The organism is Herpetosiphon sp. NSE202, assembly GCF_042688385.1.
In the GTDB taxonomy this organism is placed as follows: Bacteria; Chloroflexota; Chloroflexia; order Chloroflexales; family Herpetosiphonaceae; genus Herpetosiphon.
On the sequence record NZ_JBHUPY010000001.1, the window covers coordinates 966,256 to 983,802 of the forward strand.

General features: G+C 50.6%; 15 protein-coding genes and 1 pseudogene. 6 read left to right on the plus strand and 10 right to left on the minus strand.

Going from position 1 to position 17,547, the window contains the following annotated elements:
* Positions 1–198: 198 nt before the first annotated feature.
* Positions 199–1,089 carry a hypothetical protein gene (locus ACFMKP_RS04185; RefSeq protein ID WP_382289336.1) on the plus strand — a complete coding sequence of 297 codons (891 nt, stop codon included), beginning with the start codon at positions 199–201 and terminating at the stop codon, positions 1,087–1,089.
* 20 nt (positions 1,090–1,109) lie between these two features.
* Complete coding sequence (locus tag ACFMKP_RS04190) at positions 1,110–1,235, plus strand: hypothetical protein (protein WP_382289441.1); 126 nt, start codon at positions 1,110–1,112, stop codon at positions 1,233–1,235.
* A 352-nt stretch (positions 1,236–1,587) separates the two neighbouring features.
* On the opposite strand, the gene ACFMKP_RS04195 is transcribed toward ACFMKP_RS04190, so the two are convergent.
* The 4 genes and pseudogenes from ACFMKP_RS04195 to ACFMKP_RS04210 form a co-directional block, all read right to left on the minus strand.
* Complete coding sequence (locus tag ACFMKP_RS04195; protein ID WP_382289338.1) at positions 1,588–2,343, minus strand: ATP-binding cassette domain-containing protein; 756 nt, start codon at positions 2,341–2,343, stop codon at positions 1,588–1,590.
* 26 nt (positions 2,344–2,369) lie between these two features.
* Positions 2,370–2,885, minus strand: a pseudogene (locus ACFMKP_RS04200) (ABC transporter permease subunit); the annotation flags it as partial.
* A complete protein-coding gene (locus tag ACFMKP_RS04205; protein ID WP_382289339.1) occupies positions 2,848–3,096 on the minus strand; it encodes a hypothetical protein in 249 nt (82 codons plus the stop codon). The pseudogene ACFMKP_RS04200 and the gene ACFMKP_RS04205, both read right to left, overlap by 38 nt.
* A gap of 10 nt (positions 3,097–3,106) precedes the next feature.
* Entirely contained in the window at positions 3,107–3,661 is a 555-nt protein-coding gene (locus ACFMKP_RS04210) for an NAD(P)H-dependent oxidoreductase (protein WP_382289341.1), read from the minus strand.
* 180 nt (positions 3,662–3,841) lie between these two features.
* Between ACFMKP_RS04210 and ACFMKP_RS04215 the strand changes: the two genes are divergently transcribed.
* Both ACFMKP_RS04215 and ACFMKP_RS04220 read left to right on the plus strand, forming a co-directional pair.
* Entirely contained in the window at positions 3,842–4,828 is a 987-nt protein-coding gene (locus tag ACFMKP_RS04215; RefSeq protein ID WP_382289343.1) for a lysylphosphatidylglycerol synthase transmembrane domain-containing protein, read from the plus strand.
* Positions 4,812–6,002, plus strand: a complete 1,191-nt coding sequence (locus ACFMKP_RS04220; protein WP_382289345.1) for a hypothetical protein — start codon at positions 4,812–4,814, stop codon at positions 6,000–6,002. Before ACFMKP_RS04215 ends, ACFMKP_RS04220 begins: the two co-directional genes overlap by 17 nt.
* 43 nt (positions 6,003–6,045) lie before the next feature.
* Here the strand turns inward: ACFMKP_RS04220 and ACFMKP_RS04225 are convergent, their stop codons facing one another.
* Entirely contained in the window at positions 6,046–6,201 is a 156-nt protein-coding gene (locus ACFMKP_RS04225; protein WP_164689389.1) for a hypothetical protein, read from the minus strand.
* Positions 6,202–6,607: 406 nt separating this feature from the next.
* Here ACFMKP_RS04225 and ACFMKP_RS04230 point away from each other — a divergent pair, with 406 nt between their 5' ends.
* Both ACFMKP_RS04230 and ACFMKP_RS04235 read left to right on the plus strand, forming a co-directional pair.
* Complete coding sequence (locus tag ACFMKP_RS04230; RefSeq protein WP_382289347.1) at positions 6,608–7,690, plus strand: lysylphosphatidylglycerol synthase transmembrane domain-containing protein; 1,083 nt, start codon at positions 6,608–6,610, stop codon at positions 7,688–7,690.
* Entirely contained in the window at positions 7,687–8,976 is a 1,290-nt protein-coding gene (locus tag ACFMKP_RS04235) for an NAD(P)/FAD-dependent oxidoreductase (RefSeq protein ID WP_382289348.1), read from the plus strand. The genes ACFMKP_RS04230 and ACFMKP_RS04235 overlap by 4 nt, the downstream gene beginning before the upstream one ends.
* 398 nt (positions 8,977–9,374) lie before the next feature.
* Here ACFMKP_RS04235 and ACFMKP_RS04240 read toward each other — a convergent pair whose 3' ends face one another.
* The 5 genes from ACFMKP_RS04240 to ACFMKP_RS04260 form a co-directional block, all read right to left on the minus strand.
* The gene (locus tag ACFMKP_RS04240; protein ID WP_382289350.1) at positions 9,375–10,868 is read right to left on the minus strand and encodes a carboxypeptidase M32; all 1,494 of its coding nucleotides are present in this window, start codon (positions 10,866–10,868) and stop codon (positions 9,375–9,377) included.
* A gap of 516 nt (positions 10,869–11,384) precedes the next feature.
* Complete coding sequence (locus tag ACFMKP_RS04245; RefSeq protein WP_382289352.1) at positions 11,385–13,286, minus strand: WD40 repeat domain-containing protein; 1,902 nt, start codon at positions 13,284–13,286, stop codon at positions 11,385–11,387.
* Positions 13,287–13,378: 92 nt separating this feature from the next.
* A complete protein-coding gene (locus ACFMKP_RS04250) occupies positions 13,379–14,656 on the minus strand; it encodes an N-acetylmuramoyl-L-alanine amidase (protein ID WP_382289354.1) in 1,278 nt (425 codons plus the stop codon).
* Positions 14,657–15,029: 373 nt separating this feature from the next.
* Positions 15,030–16,595: a PP2C family protein-serine/threonine phosphatase gene (locus ACFMKP_RS04255; RefSeq protein WP_382289356.1), complete on the minus strand. Its 1,566-nt coding sequence runs from the start codon at positions 16,593–16,595 to the stop codon at positions 15,030–15,032.
* Positions 16,592–17,542 carry an NHL repeat-containing protein gene (locus ACFMKP_RS04260; RefSeq protein WP_382289358.1) on the minus strand — a complete coding sequence of 317 codons (951 nt, stop codon included), beginning with the start codon at positions 17,540–17,542 and terminating at the stop codon, positions 16,592–16,594. Before ACFMKP_RS04260 ends, ACFMKP_RS04255 begins: the two co-directional genes overlap by 4 nt.
* Positions 17,543–17,547 lie beyond the last annotated feature (5 nt).

Here is a 17,547-nt window from a genome sequence, read left to right on the forward strand (position 1 = left end):
CCCCATGGGCAGGGGCTGAATTGCTGTAATTGTTGGCTGATCGGCGATTTTCAGCCTTCGTGGGCTTCGCGTCCTTCGTGGTTTCAACTCGTCTGACATCATCCTTCATCCTTCATATTTAGATTGCTGCTTGACTCTGCCACTGTGTCAGGCTTTACGCTCAAGCCATCAATCTGTGAATCGATAAGGATTAATCCAATGCAAACGCCAATCAGCCAATCGCAACAATTACCCAAAAAAACATGGATGAGTACCATTTTGAGTCATCGCGGAGTGCAATTAGCGATCGTGCTATGGATTTTGGGTCATGGCCTGATTGTGCTATTGACCAAGGGCGTGCTGCCATTTGATCGGCCTGCGTTTGCAGGCGCTCCATTTATTATGCAGATGTTTGTGCCAAGCATTATGCTGCTTGAAGTGTTTGTATTGATGGGCTTGACCTCTATGCTCACGCGCAAACGCTCAATTCCCGATCTGGCTGCGCGCGCCCCTGAACACAGCCAAGCCTTGCCCGAAACTGTTGGCTTAGTTGGTTATGCAGTATTTGGGCAAGCCTTGGGCTGGGTTTTAGGTCCGTTATTGGGCTTCAAACCCTTTAGTTTTCATTTGGCAGGCACCTTAGTTGGCGGGCATAGCGATTTAGCGGTTGCCGAATTGTGGAGCTGGGCCATCTATAATTTTGTGGTTTATGCGGTTGGTCCATATCTGTGGTTTCGCCGGCGCTATAGCAATGTTCAGCTCAATTTAGTTTCAAGCAATCGCCGCAATGATTTGCTGGTAATCGCAGTGATTGGGATTTCAGAAATATTATTCGAGTTAACAACCTTGAGTACCAGCCTCAATCGCTTAAGTTTTAGCCAATTGGCCTTGGGCTTGCCTCTTTCCTTCGTAATTTATGGGATTGGTACGGTGCTGCCAACGATGGTGCTGATCTATTCAATTTTGGTTCCACGCTTGCTCAAAATTACTGGTTCGGCCATCACAACCGTGTTACTTGGTGGCTTGTGCTATGCGATGGTCCACATGGCCGAGGCGTGGACCAACTTCAGCACCCCAACCAATGCGCCATTTCAATCATCTTTATGCTGATTAACTATTTTGGAGCGGGCATGATCAAAACCGTGCTGACCTTGCGCACGGGCAATGCTTGGGTGCACGCTTGGGGCTACCACGCAATTGCGCCGCATGTGATTATCGATACGCCGCATATCATCACTAGCTTTGGGATTCGCTAAATTGAGGGGGCAGTTTAGAGGGAGAAGGGACTATTGGTTTAGCAAACAGAAGCATGCCCTCACCCCCAACCCCTCTCCCACTGAACGCGAGCGAGGGGAGTTCTGATCGCGTGGTTCTTCCTCGCCCGTGATTTATGTTCTATGCTCTTTGTTCTATGTTCTTTTATGACCCAACCCTCTCTCCCACGAAAACGCGGGCGAGGGGGAGCACCAATGTTCACCACCAATCATGCCAAACCCACACAACCAAAAGCCCCTCGCCCGCGCCACGGGAGAGGGGAGTTCTGATCGCGTGGTTCTTCCTCGCCCGTGATTTATGTTCTATGTTCTATGCTCTTTGTTCTATGTTCTTTTATGCCCCAACCACCCGCGTGACCAAGGGATAGCCCGCGCCGAAAATTGCCCCAAGCAGTTGATCTTTGATCGCGGCGAATTCGGCGCTGCCCCGTTGGCGGCTACGTGGCAGGTGAATTGGCAAATTGAGCGCAATATGTTGGTTTTGAATCAGCAGCACGCGGTCGGCTAGGGCAATGGCTTCTTCAACATCGTGGGTGACGAGAATGGCGGTGAAGCCTTGAGCACGCCATAATTGCTCGACCAATTGTTGCATTTCGATGCGAGTGAGCGCATCGAGCGCGCCAAATGGCTCATCGAGCAGCAACAAACTTGGCGTGTTGGCGATGGCGCGGGCAAGGGCCAAGCGTTGGCGTTCGCCGCCAGATAAGCCTAAGGGCCAGTCGTAGGCGCGATCAGCAAGGCCAACTTGGTGCAAGGCTTGCAGGGCTTGATCGGCATTGAGGCCCGGCAAACCGAGCGCGACATTCTCCCAAACCCGTTTCCACGGCAACAAGCGGGCATCTTGAAACATCACCCGCGCCGCAGGATTTAAGCCATCGAGCGGGCTATCATCAAGTGCAACTTGGCCAATCGTTGGCTCGGTGAGTCCAGCAATCAAGCGCAAGAGCGTGGTTTTGCCACAACCACTTTTGCCGATAACGGCGATAAACTCGCCTGACTTAATTTCAAGATTGATGTCGTGCAAAATTGTGCGGTTGGCAATAGCCTTTCCCAAACCACGCAGCCCTAATTCAACGCCACGAATACTCATCACACACACTCCTACGCAATGATTGTTTATGCGCCAACTTGCCAACGAAGGTTGCGGCGTTCGATCAAACGAGCAATTGTATCGGCCAACTTGCCAAGCATGGCATAGATCACAATGCCCATGATCAACACGTCGGTTTGCATAAATTCACGGGCATTCATGGTCAAGTGGCCAATGCCCGCGTTGGATGCCAAACTTTCAGCCACGATTAAGGTGAGCCACATGACCCCCAAGGCATAGTGTAAGCCAACCAACATTGATGGCAAGGCCCCGGGAAAGATACTATGGCGAAACAAGCCCCATTTCGGTAGCCCATACACAATGCCCATCTCGCGCAGCTTGGGATCAATACTGCGGACACCGTGATAGGTATTTAAATACAGCGGGAAGAACACGCCAAAAGCTACCAGAAAGAGGCGTGCTGTTTCGCCAATGCCAAACCATAAAATCACCAATGGCAGCAAGGCCAAATGGGGAATATTGCGAATCATTTGGAAACTGCTATTAAATAGCCGTTCGCTGAGTGGAAATGTGCCATTCAACCTTCATCACATCCTTGAGCCGATTCTCAGGAGTGCCGTTGCCCTTGAGAATCGGCAACGAGCCACCCTTTTGATAGCCAATCCGCAGGCTGCGGGTGCTCGTTTGTCTATTCGAAGCAGCATCATTGCTGGTGGAGCCACAGCTTGCCAAAGGTCCGACGATCAAAGCCAAGGCCAAGCGTCGCCAACCAATTGAAAAACGGCGTGCCATGATCTGCTCCTTAGGCCACTGCTGCCAATGGCAAAACTCCTAATTGCTGGGCAATCTCATCAAGCGCCAGCCCCAAACGTTCTTCTAAATGGCGATGAATCCGCGGCTGCGATTTGCTTGCAGTTAATTGAATTTGCTGCTCGGCGGCAAATAGGCTCGGAATAATATGCTTGGCTCCCAGTTGGCGAAAGTGCGCTGCTAAATCTGCATAAATTTGGGCTTCGGTGCGTGCCGAGGAGCCAGTAATTATTGGCAATACCAGCGTATTCCGTAAAACTCCTGCTGGAAGTAAATTAAGCCACGCACGTAACAATTCAGCATAGGTATCCTTATAAATAGGCGTTGCCACAATTAACGCTCCCGCTTGGCGAATAAGTTGAGTATAATGACGCACTGCTGGGCTGAATTGGGCTTGGCCGATCAATTCCTCTGGTGGAATATCCCGCACACTCATCGATTTAACGACCAGCGCGTGGCGTTCTAACACAGCCTTGGAATGCTCCAAAAGCACTGCTGTTGTTGAGCGGGGCGCTGGACTACCCGCTAAAGTAACCACATCAACCACCACACACTCCTTAGATGACTTTCTTGATAAAGATACTTAACAATTGCTAGTATAGGCAGCCAAGGTTCCACCATAGGTTCCATGGCGGTAACAAACTGGTTCCAAATTAAGCGCATGTGGGATGGAGTATAATCAGACTTTGTGACCGAACTTAAACAATACCTGGCTGAAGGAGCTTGTGTGGATAAATCATTACGCTCAAAAGTTGTAATCTCGGTGGTGCTTGGCGTAATTGTTATGCTTGGCTTGGCGCTATTTAGCGATATTGGCAAGGTTGGCGATAGCCTCAGCACCTTCAATTGGCTGATGCTGCCAGCAGTGCTGGGCTTTACGATTTTCAATTATGTGTTGCGATGGCTCAAATGGGATTACTATCTGCGCAAGCTGGGCCAAGGCACCAATGTCAGTTACGGCCAAAGCGCGTTGCTCTTTTGTGCTGGCATGGTGATGGCGGTAACGCCTGGTAAAGTTGGCGAGGTGCTCAAATCGGGCTTGCTCAAACGCTTGAATGGCACGCCCATCAGCCGCTCGGCTCCGATTGTGCTGGCCGAACGCTTGACCGATGGTTTGGCGATGCTCTTGTTGATGGGCACTGGTTTGGCGCTTTATCCACCAGCGCGCCCAGCCTTTGTGGCCTTGGTTATTGTGAGCGTGCTTGGCTTGGCCTTGTTCCAAAATCGCCGGATTGCCTTGGGCTTTATTGGCTGGCTTGAACGTGGGCGCTTGGCTCGTTTTGCCAAGCCCTTACACAGCTTTTACGAAAGCAGCGCCGAGTTGTTGAGCGGACGCTTGTTGGTGGTCTCAACGATTATTTCGATTGTTTCGTGGGCTGGCGAATGTGTGGCCATGTATTATGTGCTGCGGGGCTTTGGCGCTGAAGCATCTGGATCACTTTTGTTACAATCGACCTTTATTTTTGCCGCCTCGACCCTGTTTGGTCTGGTATCATTCTTACCAGGTGGCTTGGGCGCTTCGGAAGTTTCGAGCACCTTGTTAATTACCACCTTGGTAAAATTAGGCGAAGGCGCTGCAACCGCCGCCACGATTGTGATTCGCTTTTGCACTTTGTGGTTTGGCGTGTTGATTGGCATTGTGGCAATGAGCATTTTCGCCCATCGTTATGGACTGATCGAGTCGGAGGCAACGAATCTTGCGAAAGAAGCTTAACTATGTTTTGGGGCTAGGTTTGGGTCTGGCTTTATTAATTGGCTGTGGCTCGGATGCGGCGCTGAGTGAGGTAACGCTCAGCGAGCCAATTATCAACCTGAATACTGGCCCGCGCACAACCACCATTAGCTATTTAATTGGCCAGCCAACCAATGTTTCGATTTGGCTGGAAACTACTGCTGGCGAGCGTTACGCCCTGCGGCAAGCAGTTAAACGCGAGCCTTCTAAGGATGCCTATCAAGTGGTGTTTGATGGCAGCGTGCCAGTTGATGCTGATACCAATCGCTTGCTGCCGAATGGCAACTACACGCTGGTAGTGGAGGCCGAAAACGCTGCGGCTCAACGGCTTAATCTGCAAATTGATCAAGCACCAAGTGCTAGCTTCGATGTGTATGATCTGCGGGTCACGCCCAACCCATTTTCGCCCGATGATGATGCAGTTGAAGATTTCACGACCTTCTCGTATCGCTTGCCAATTACCGCCACCGTTTCACTCGATGTGATCGATCCAACCAACCAGACGCGCTATCCAATTGTCAACCGCGAGCTGCAAGGGCTTGGCGAGCATAGCGAGGCTTGGTCGGGGCGGCCAGTGGTTGGCGGCATTTTGGCAGCAGGTCAGTATCAATATGAATTGCGTGCCGATGATGGGCTTGGCAATCGCGTGACCAAGCGCGGCGATGTGACCCTCAGCAGTGCTGGGATTGGGGCGCTTGATGTGCTCAGCGTTGAAATTGGCCCTGAGCAAATCTTATTAAACGATACTATTACTGTGACCTTCAAAGTTAAAAATAACAGCGAAGTGGCGTTGCGCACCTTTGGCCCGGCTTCTGGCTACACCTACAGCACCAACCAAAGCTATTCGTCGATTGAAAACGAGCAATATGCCAACCTTGGTGGTGGCTTGTGGCGGGTGGCGATCGATTGGGATGGCAATGGTGGCTCTGGTTTTCGCTACCCCTTTCGCTGGGCAATTTCGCCGCGCAGCCCTGAGCAATGGGCCGACCCGAATAAATTCGATTATCTGTATCCAGGCGAAGAAGCGACGATTATTGGGCGCGTGCAAATTAAACAGCGAGAAGATCGCATGACCTTTTATGCTGGCGTGGCCCATGAAGGGGTCGATTACCCGACCAATCGGCTCAAACCAACCCTAATTTTAGTTTCGTTCTAAGCTTAAACCAACAACCCACGGGAAATCCGTGGGTTGATTTATTTTAGGCAGCACCAGTTTTGGTGAGCAATTGATAGACTAATTGGTTGAGGCGGGTTTCGGCTTCGAGGTAGGTTGGAGCATAGCCGACTAATTCACCATCAAGATACATAGCAAAATCGCCAGTTTTTCGATCATATACAATCATTTTGCGATACATGGATGTACTCGCTTTCTTTAGGTACGTTGTCGATAACCCAGTAACGAATATTTTAGCACAAACGTTCGTGATAATCAAGGCCTATTTGTTAACGAAATAGGCTTTTAATGCGTTTGCTGGCCTGAGTATACGCTTTGCTTGTGACAACCAGTGTCACTTGATTAATCCACGTGCTGAAAATAAGCGATTAATCTATTGACAACGAGAACTAGCCAGGGCTAGCCAAATTGGGGCTGAAATAGCGCAAAACTCAACCCATCGGGCTATTTGCAGTCTTGTCGCCGATCGGCTATGATCTTAAGTTGGGTGTGTGGTGTGATTTTTGTTCACACAGCGCGGCACACATCGTACTATTGACATTGAAGTACAGCTAGTAGCGTTGGCTATTGGCATGGTGGAGGACGCTGTGCGACGACCAAAATTATGGTTTGGAATCGCGATTAGTGTATTCTTTTTGTGGTGGTCATTTAATGGCCTCGATTGGGCTGGCTTTTGGGATGCGCTGAGCACCGCCAATTATTGGTGGATTATCCCAGGCGTTCTGGTCTATTTTGGCGCTGTTTGGGCCAGAACCTGGCGCTGGCACTATATGCTACGCCACATCAAAGCGGTTTCAATCCGCCGCTTGTTCCCTGTCGTCGTAATTGGCTACATGGGCAACAATGTCTACCCCGCCCGTGCTGGAGAAGTGATTCGTTCGTATGTGCTCAAGCGCAAAGAAGGCATCGGCATGGGCGCATCGCTCACCACCGTGATTCTCGAACGCTTGTTTGATGGTTTGGTGATGCTCTTATTTGTATTTGTCACCTTGCCATTTATTGAGTTGCCGCCGTTATGGAATAATTTAGTAATTATTTCATCGGTTTTATTTGGCGTTGCCTTGATTATCTTTTTGATGATTGCTACCAACCAACGCCGCACCGAGCAGCTCTATACCTGGGCATTGCGCAGCATTGTGCCGCAACGCTTCCATAGCAAAGCCCATGGTTTGTTTGATAAAATTATGCTTGGCTTGCATTCGTTACGTTCGCCCCGCGAGATGCTGATGATTTTCGTCACTTCTACCGCAATTTGGCTGACCGAAACGACCAAATATTGGTTTGTGATGCAGGCCTTCGATTTCCATGTCTCGTTTGATGTGTTGATGTTGATGACTGCCGTTGCCAACTTGGCGCTGATTATTCCGGCTGCGCCTGGTGGCGCTGGCACATTCGATGCCGCTGGGATTAGCGTCTTGAAGTCGTTTAATGTGGCCGAAAGTATTGCTACTGGCTATACATTGGTGCTGCACTTGGCGCTGTGGATTCCCATTACCGTGCTCGGTTTTTGGTATATGTGGCGCGAGCGCGTTGCTTGGAACGAATTTGATCAAGCGGTGAATGAAAGCCAAGCTGCCGAAAATCGCATTCAACAACGCGAGGCAGCTATACGAGAAGAATTAGGCGAGTCGGCCAACGCGCCGCACGCTGAAGTTGAGGTACGACTTTGAAAACCATTGCAGTAATTGGGGCAGGCTTCGCTGGATTAAGCGCCGCTTATGATTTGGCCGCTGCTGGCCACAAGGTAACCGTGTATGAAGCTGCGCCCCAAGTTGGTGGCTTGGCAGCAGGCTTTCAGGCTGAAGGCTGGGATTGGTCGCTGGAAAAGTTCTATCATCATATTTTTGGCTCGGATAAGGCGCTACTTGATTTTATTAAAGAAATTCGTGCCGATGATTTGCTCTTTTTCAATAGCCCGGTTTCTGGCCAATGGGATGCTCAGCGTGGCTCGATTGAGATTGGTGGCGTAGTGCCATTGCTCACCTACCCGCATCTTTCGGTTTTTAATCGCTTACGCAACGCCGCTGGCGGAGCTTGGCTCAAATTCTTAGCGGTTATCAATCGTTGGCAGCACCTCGAACAAACCACCGCCGAGCGCTATATTCAAAAGCTGATGGGCAAGCCTGCCTACGAAGCGATGTGGAAGCCAGTGCTCGAAGGTAAATTCGGCCCGTATACGCCAGAAGTTAATGCAGCTTGGTTCTGGGCACGCATTGCCTCGCGCACCTTCAAACTTGGCTATTTTCGCGGCGGCTTTCAAGCCTTGGGCGAACGCATGGCCGAAGCCGTGCGCAAAAAAGGTGGCACGATTCGCCTGAATAGCCCAGTTAAAGAGCTGCGCAAAATCGAACAAGGCTGGCTGGTTGTCAGCAATGATCAAGCGAGCTACGACCAAGTGCTCTCAACAACTTCGCCAAGTTTGCTCAAACGTATGACCCCCGATTTGCCAGCCAGCTACACCGCCAAACTCGACCAACTGAAGTCGATTGGCGCGGTCGTGTTGACGGTGGCGCTCAAGCAATCGTTGACCAACGGCATGTATTGGATGAACATGGACAAAAAGCATTTTCCCTTTTTGGCCTTGGTCGAACACACTCAAATGATTGATCGTCGCCATTATGGCGGCCAGCACTTGGTTTATCTTGGCGATTACCTTGAGCCTTCGCACGAGTATTTCCAACTCAGTAAAGAAGAACTCTTAGAACGCTTTATGCCTTCGTTGAGCAAGGTCAATCCACAGTTCAAGACCGATTGGATCGAAGGTGTGTGGCTGCATCGCGAAGCCTATGCCCAGCCAATTGTGCCCGTCAACCATAGCCAATCGATTCCAGCCCTGAAAACGCCGCTGGAAGATTTGTGGTGGGCGAGCATGAGCCAAGTCTATCCATGGGATCGTGGCACGAACTTCGCGGTTGAGATTGGCCGCCGCGCCGCCAAAGAAATGTTGGGGAAGTAGCGATTAGGGATCAGGGGTCAGGTGTCAGGGATTAGGTGTAATGGTTCATTGCGTTAACCATGGCCTGATCCCCTCACCCTCTAGCCCCCTCTCCCGCTCGCGAGGCGCGGGGGAACCGCGCGGTCTGTGCTCCCCTCGCCCGCGTTCAGTGGGAGAGGGGCTGGGGGTGAGGGAATGAACCATGTTGCCAATCTCATGTACCAATACAATTAGGGGCTAGAGGCTTGGGGAATTCAATGATCTGAGCCAATCTGTGTGAATCTGTGGCTAAAAACGTACACTTCGCGATCTTCGTGCCCTTCGTGGTTCCTAGCCTTCGTGATCTTCGTGCTCTTCGTGGATCAAAAAAAGGTCCGCGCCGCGTCGCCAAAAACGGTAACGCAGCGCGGGCTTGCTATTTAATACAACTCGCCGAACTTCGTTTGCAAATACTTGACGTACGGCGCTGCATCCATCGGGCGACCTGTAGCGCGCTTGATCAGCTCGTTGGGCAAGAATTTGCTGCCATGTTGCAGAATGTTTTCACGCATCCAGCCAAGCAAGGTGCCAAATTCGCCACGGCGCATTTCATCCCAAATTTCTGGATGCTTGGCAACCGCTGTATCGAACAATTGCACCGAAAGCACATTGCCGATAGTATAGGTTGGGAAGTAGCCAAACATCATGCCCGACCAGTGAATATCTTGCAATACGCCTTCAGCATCGTTGGCTGGGGTAATGCCAAGGTAGGTTTGCATTTTGGCGTTCCAGGCTTCAGGCAAATCGGCGACCTGGAGTTTGCCTTCGAGCAGCGCAATTTCCAATTCCATGCGCAACAAAATGTGTAAGTTGTAGGTCAATTCATCAGCTTCGACCCGAATCAACGATGGCTTGACGGTATTGACTGCGCGATAGAATTTTTCTAGCTCAACATTGGCCAGTGGCTCGGGGAAGGTGGCTTGCAAATCGCCATAGAAAAATTCCCAGAATGGTCGCGAACGGCCAACGATGTTTTCCCACATGCGCGATTGCGATTCGTGCACGCCCAACGATGTGCCACGGCCTAGCGGCGTGCGATTCAATTCGGGCTTGATATTTTGCTCATACAAGGCGTGGCCAGTCTCGTGGAGCGTGCCAAATAGCGCTGGCGAGAGCCAATTGGGATTAAAGCGGGTGGTAATCCGCACGTCATTGCGCCCAAAGTTGGTGCAGAACGGGTGGGTACTGCGATCTTGGCGACCGCGATTCCAATCGTAGCCATAGCGCACGGTAACTTTTTTACCAAATTCCTCTTGCAAGGCTTCGGGATAGTTGCCATGTAGCGGTGCATCGCGGCCATCATCGCCCATTGCGGCAATCTTGAGGGCCAAGGGCACAGTTCCAGCCTTCAATTCATCGAAGAGCGCAATTGCTTGATTGGTGGTCAAACCGCGTTCATAGCTATTGAGCAAGGCATCGTAGGGATGTTCGTCGTAGCCCAGCAAATCAGCTTGTTCGCGCACCATATCGACAATTGTTTCGAGATGCGGTTGAAACATGGCAAAATCTGATTTGGCGCGTGCATCTTCCCAGACGTTGCCAGCCAAGGCCCGCACCCGTGATTGTTTGGCGATAAATTCGGCAGGCAATTTAGTTGACCGCTCGTAGTTGTAGCGCGTATGGCTGATCAAACGAGCTTCATCAGAATCTGGTGGCAAATCGGCGACATTAATCGCATCGAGCAATTTAAGCGTTTTTTCGCTGGTAAACAGTTCATGCGAAACTCGGCTGATCGTTGCCAATTGTTCGGCGCGAGTACTGGCACCGCCGCGCGGCATTTGGGTGCGTTGATCCCACGATAGCAATCCTGCGGCGTGGTTGAGATCGCGAATGGTTGCCAAATGTTCGCGTAGTTGCTCAAGAGCTTGACTCATGAATCGATAATCCTTCTACTTGGAGCAGCACAATCACCTGTGATCAGGCTGCTCGTCATTCCTGCTCTATTTTAGCATATGTTGATATGATCATACATGGTTATTTTTAAGCATTGCATGATCAATCGACAATTGAAGAGTACGAAGAACGCAAAGTTGGGCTATTGGCTATTGGCGATAGGCTATCGGAATATTGGTGAGCATGTCCACAATCTTAGGTTCTATAGCCAATAGCCAATAGCCATCTCTGCTCTGCGCCGCTGCGTTAAATCCCGACCCCCAACCCCCAGCCCCTGACACCTGAATCCTATGTTCTATGTGTACTGATTCATTAGGTTGGCAACCATGTGCATGCCCTCACCCCCAGCCCCTCTCCCACTGAACGCGGGCGAGGGGAGCACTGACCGCGCGGTTCCCCCTCGCCTCGCGGGCGGGAGAGGGGGTTAGGGGGTGAGGGGATCAGGCCATGGTTAACGCAATGAACTATTACATCTATGCTCTCTGCTCTCTGTTCTGCTACTCGCGAATGCCCCACAATTGCAACTGCCCGCGATCGATGCTGACGATCAGGCGCTGGTCGGGCGCGATCAAGGCATTTTCTGAGCTGAACAAGGCCTGGCCATCAGCAACCCGATAGATGATAATGCTCGGCTCGATTTGCAAATCATTAGTTAAGTTGGATTGGACGAGCACTAATTGGCCATCGGGGCTAAATTGAATCGCTGGATCGAGTTGGGCATAATTAAGCGCTTGGCTATTGCTATGGCATTGGATTCTTTGGCTGACCTGAACAGCAGCGAGATTTACCAGCAGAATGCAATGCTCTGCGGGCGTTTGCGCCTTCATGGCAACCGCCAATGATTGACCATCTGGGCTAACTGCCAAGCCCAAGGCTGCTTGATTGAGATTCAGGCTGTGTAAGCTTGTGCCGGTTGTGAGTTCAAGCACGCTCAGTTGGCCTTGCTCGGTTAAGAGCAGCAAGCGATTTTGATTGGGCACAAGTGCTAGATCAACCAAATAGCCTGGATCAAGCGGGCGACTATAGAGCGGTTGGCCTGCCTGCGACACGTGCAGTTCAAGGCCACTGATGCTGACTGCTTCAACGACCAACTGCTGATCAGCATCGGTAGCCATCAGGGTATAGCCAACATCATCGATGCCATGCAATTGTTGCTGCCAGCGTTGGCTCAGATCGCTTAAATTCCATTGGCTGAGGCCAAGGTTAATCTGGCTACTATCGCTGCTGAAAATAGGCTGGGTTTGGGTTCGATACGATACTGGTTGGGGAATTTCGTAGGCGATACTGGTTTGCTCAAGGTTGAGTATTCGTAAACCCTGGGCAATTGCCAGAAGTTGGCTATTGGGGCTGAATGTCGGGAACGTATAGATTGGGAAACTAAGCGTTTGGCTTTGACCATCGCTCAGATTAACCAATGTCAAGGCTTGGTGGTCGAACAGTAAGGCTTGGCTGCTATCAGCACTAAATCGTAGGTTGTAGCTGCTTTTGCCGCTATAAATTGGCTGTTGGTCGGCAAGCCGAATCAGTGTCACATCGCTATCGCTTGGCATGCCTTCAGCAATCGCAAAGCGCGCCTCAAGCAGGCCATCGGGGCTAATAATGCGCGGGTTGGGCTGATCATAATTCGTTGGTTGGGTATTCCAGGTATGAATGGTATCGCTGGTTGGCTGCCGATCAATAAATTCACCATTGATAGCATTGTAGCGCTCGATTGACCACGAGCCAGCTAAGGCCGGATCGCTGCTGATTTCAATTAATGCTTCAATCGTGGCATTGTCGGAAGTGACCCGAATTGCCCGAATATCAGTTGCAGTACCTACAAAATAGCGTTGTTGTAAACTTGGTAATTCGTATACCCCAAAGCCTTTTGAGGTTACTAGCGCCATAAATTGATTGTTTGGCGCAAAATCGCCACTCTGCAGCCGCCCCAAACCAATGGTTTGCAACAGCTCAACTTGGCTTAATGAGCTTTCGTTAATGAATTGGCTGCTACGGGCTGGCAAGCTGGCTGGAACCGCCAATAAGCCATGGCTATTTGGATTAATCTGTTGCAATGATTCAGTTGGTGCTTGCAGTAAGGCAGGCAACTGATGATTGGTCTGAATTTGAGCCAGATTTGGCTCGCTTGTTTGGGTTGGCGCGCTGGTAGCGGTCGCAATGCTGGCTTGAGTTGGCTCCGACGTAGCTTGTTTGGTTGGCGCAAGCGTTGGGCTGGCCACTTCAGCAAGCGTGGCCGAGGCTTGCGGTACTAAGTTTTGCACGCTGCTGCTTGTTTCGCTGGTGCTGGTGGCAACTGGCGGCAGGCTGGGGCTTGGTTGGCTTGCAGGCGCACTTTGGCATGCACAAAGCGCGATCATTAAAAGACCGAATCCGAGCCGCTGGACTGGATGCTTCAACATAACTCCTCCTTAGCTAGATAGGTCTATCATCTAAGAAGGAGCTATTACGATACATCATACGTGGCTGATAGTTGGCTTATAGCTGGCTGAGACTAATCTGCTTGTTCGCTCAAGAGCCGAACTTCATCTGGTTTGTTGGCCAGCGCAAACAGCGTATCGCCAGCATACACCACATACAGATACTCGTTATTGCGATAGCTCCAACGGCGTTGGCTCGATAATGGCGCGCCCAATTTGGCTTCGATGGCTTTTTTGATAAAGGGCAATTTGGCATCGAAGGCGCTGTTGATGCGGGTATACATGGCACGGCTAATAATTTCGCGCAGTGCAGTATCTGCTGCCGAGGCATTTTGGGCCGCCACGATGGCACTCAGTTGCTTCACCACCGACCAATTGGTTGCGCCGCTGGTGGCAATTGGCGTATATAGCGTGTCGAGCGAGAAAATTTGGGCAGCGTAGGCCGCTCCATCACTTGCTTGCAAGCGATTGCTATTGCTCAAAGGCACGCCAACCGCTTTGCGCGGAATCTGGCTAATAAATTGATAAAAGGCTTGATCAGGCCGATAATCCACGCCCAACGCACCATAAGTATATTGCATCAACGAATTGTAGACATCTTGGTCGGTCAATTCGTTGGCACGGAGCACAATATCCCATTGATTGTAAGGGCTGATAATCACATCACGGCCATAAACCTCGCCTGTATAGCGAATGCCTTTGACGCTAAAATCCATGCCAACTCGAATTGGCGAACCAAGTTTGTGTTTGACGGCATATTGGTGAAAGACCCAATCTGGTCGATATTCGCCCTTGGCCAATGTATAAACTTCGTTGCGCAGTTGCGCGCCCAAGGTATTGGGCCGTGGTCCAGTGCTGGGGCTACTTTCATCCAATAATTTCAAGGTATATTCAACGCTATACCCGCGTGGATCATCTTTGTAGCCAGGTGCAACCGCGCTATGGGCGAAAAAATAATCACGGCTAATTGGAATCGCATAGGTATCACGAAAATAGCGAATTAATTCAACTAAGGATTTGGTTTGAGCAGTGGTAATTGGCGTGCCATCGTTTGGCCCCTCGACTTCGACCCCAATTGCATGCACATTGATTTCGCCGCCGCTATAGCCGCGTGCCCAACTGCGCACGCCTGCATGCCAAGCAACATAGGCTTTTTCGTTGACATAGTGGTAGGTTTTGCCATCGCGGGCAATCAAATAGTTATAACTTGAGCGAACTTCTGGGCGCAAATTCCATTCCAGCGAGCCATAGCCAGCAGTTTCGTGCAAAACGACAAATTCGGGCTTGAAACTCGTGGTGTTACGCGCGGTTTTGTTGGGGGTTTTGTTGAGATACGAGGTATCAAATTGCATACAAGCTCCTTGCATGATGCTAAACATGGCATCATTACTACCGCCTCTAATAGTCTCGTTGTTAATGTACTACAGAAAAGGGTTCAGGGGCGAGGGATTAGGGGCCAGATTTACCGCAGAGAACGAAAGGATGAAGGATGAAGGATGAGGGATGAGGGATGAAATGCCAAGGCAAAAGTCAGAAGGCAAAAATCAAAAGTCAGAAATCAAAAGTCAAAAGTCAAAACATAGAACAAAGAGCGTAGAACAGAGATAGAATCGATGGCAAAAGGCAAAAGCCAATAGCCCATCGCCTATAGCCTTCGTGCAATTCGTGCAATTCGTGGCTAAAAAACGTTCTTCGTGCTCTTCGTGTTCTTCGTGATTAACAACGCTACACAAATCTTAAGGCCAACATCGTAATATCATCGTGTTGCTCGGTGTGGTCGGCAAAGCGCTGTACATCGTTGAGCACAGCATCAAGCAATGTTTGGGCATGAATATCTGCTGGCAACGAACGCACCAAATCTTCCAAGCGCTCAAAGCCATACATTTCAGCCTCGCCGTTCATGGCCTCGACAATCCCATCGGTAAAGAACAACAGCATATCGCCTTGGTTGCACTGAATCGGGCTATCTTCGTATTGAATCAAGGGTGTAATGCCCAACGGCAGCGATTGCCCACGCCCAGTCAAATATTCGGGAAATTCTGGCTGGTTGCGCTGGCTGTGAATCAAAAATGGATACACTTGGCCTGCATTGGCCCAAACCAACGTCCGATCAAGCGCATCGATGCGGGCATAGCTGACCGCCGCAAACATGCTGCGTGGAATATTTTGCACCAAACTGGTATTGGTTTGATCAAGAATGGTTGCTGGAGTGGCTTGGGTGCCAGCCAAGGCGCGTAGGGTGCTGTAGGTTGCCACCATCACCAATGCAGCAGGCACACTTTTGCCCGAAACGTCGCCAATCATCAAATCGAGCGTGCTATTGCCTTGAGCGATAACCCCATAGAAATCACCAGATGTTTCGCGTTGCGGCAGACAAATTGCGGCAACTTCGAGGCCTGCAACGCTTGGCAAGCGCTTGGGCAATAAGGCTTGTTGCACATTGCGGGCAATTTCTAGCTCGCGTTGCAAGCGTTCATGTTCGCTTTGCTCGGTGTAGAGTTCGGCAATTCGTTGCGACATCAAGTTAAACGTGTGGGTCAGATCGGTTAATTCATCAGCAACCCGCTGCTCGTTGGGCAAGGTATGTCCGAGATGCCCATCGGCAAGTTGCAACGCGCCTTGTTTTAAGCGCTGAAGGGGCCGATTGACCACGACGACCGTTGCCAGCCAAGCACAGGCAATAGCCACCACGCTGCCGCCAATAATCAATGGCAACAATTGATTGATCAACGATTGCTGAGTTAGATCGCGCGCCTCGACCGAAAGCGAAGCCTCGACAATTGCAATCACATACGGCTGGCCTTGGGCATCGTTGACGACAATCGGCGCAACCAAGCCATAGTACGAACCAAATTCATCGGCGTAGCGTACTGCATGGCGTTGGCCATCTTCAAATGCGGCCCAATGTTCAGGCGTATCGTAAAAGAAGGGATAATTGATCCCAGTATTATCAACATCAACCCAATAATACAGGCGATGTTGTTTAATATCGCGCCGTAAAATGCCAATAAAGCCCACATTCGCCGCAGTTTGGGCTTGAGCCAATTGCTTTTGCAGGGTTGTATATTCTTCGGTATATAAATCGGCTGGCGTATTAATTTGGTTCAACAACGCCGGATCAAGCTCGCGAGCAATTAATTCAACTACCCGTGCCAAACGCGTATCCATTTCGCGCTGCCAGCGTTGATTGGTTTCGCGGTAAAAGCTCAGCCCAGCAAAGACCAACGTCGCAATAATAATTAATTGGAGCGGCAATAAAACCTTGATAATCAGCGGAATACGCAATTTCATTGCTCGCTCTCCAATAGGCGTTGTGGATTGCTGCCATCGGCGTTGAAGCGCCAGATCGTGTTGTTGTAGGCATCGGCGGCATAGACATGATTGTTGTGAAACGCCAAACCAAAGACTTGCCAACGCTCAATCTCGGGCGCAAAAGCAGCGATTGGCTGGCCATCGTGGGTCAGGCGTTGGATGCGCTGATTGCCCATATCGCCAACATAAATATCGCCAGTTGCTTGATCGAGCGCAATATTCAGCGGGTAGGCAAACTCGCCAAGGTTGTTGCCATAGCGGCCAATCACCCGCAAAAATTGCAACGAGATTGTATCGCCATCCTCGTGCAGCGAAAATTCTTGAATTCGGCCATTGAATGAATCGACCACATACACGTGTTTGCGTTCGCGATCAACGACTAAATCGCTGAGGCCACTAAATTCTTCGTTGCCATTGCCAAACTCGCCAAAAAACTCGGCCAGTTGGCGGCCATCGCGCTGATACACGACGACGCGATTCGCCTTGTAGTTGGCGACCCAAATTCGGTCAGCGCTATCAACCGTCACGCCATATGGCTCGTTGGTTGGCTCATCCAGCGCCGGATCATAATCGTTGCCGCCAAACTCGCGGCCAAAACTGCCATCAGGCTCGAAGCTGCGCACGCCGTCGTGCACCAAGGTTGCTTCATCGTTGTAGATAAAATTGCCAATATAGAGCGTGCCTTGGCTGTCGCGACCAAGATCCCAGCCGGAGTGAATGTTGCTTGGGCCAACCCCAAAAACCCCAATGCTGGCCGCGATTTGGCCATTGGATTCAAGCTGGGCAATGCGATAATTGCCACGATCAGTCACATACAAATGATGATCATCGACAACCGCAACCCCATTTGGTCGCAGCAAGTGTTGGGGTTGCTGACTACAGCCAGCCAACAACCCCACAAGCAAAAATGAAAGACAACGGCGCATGCGTG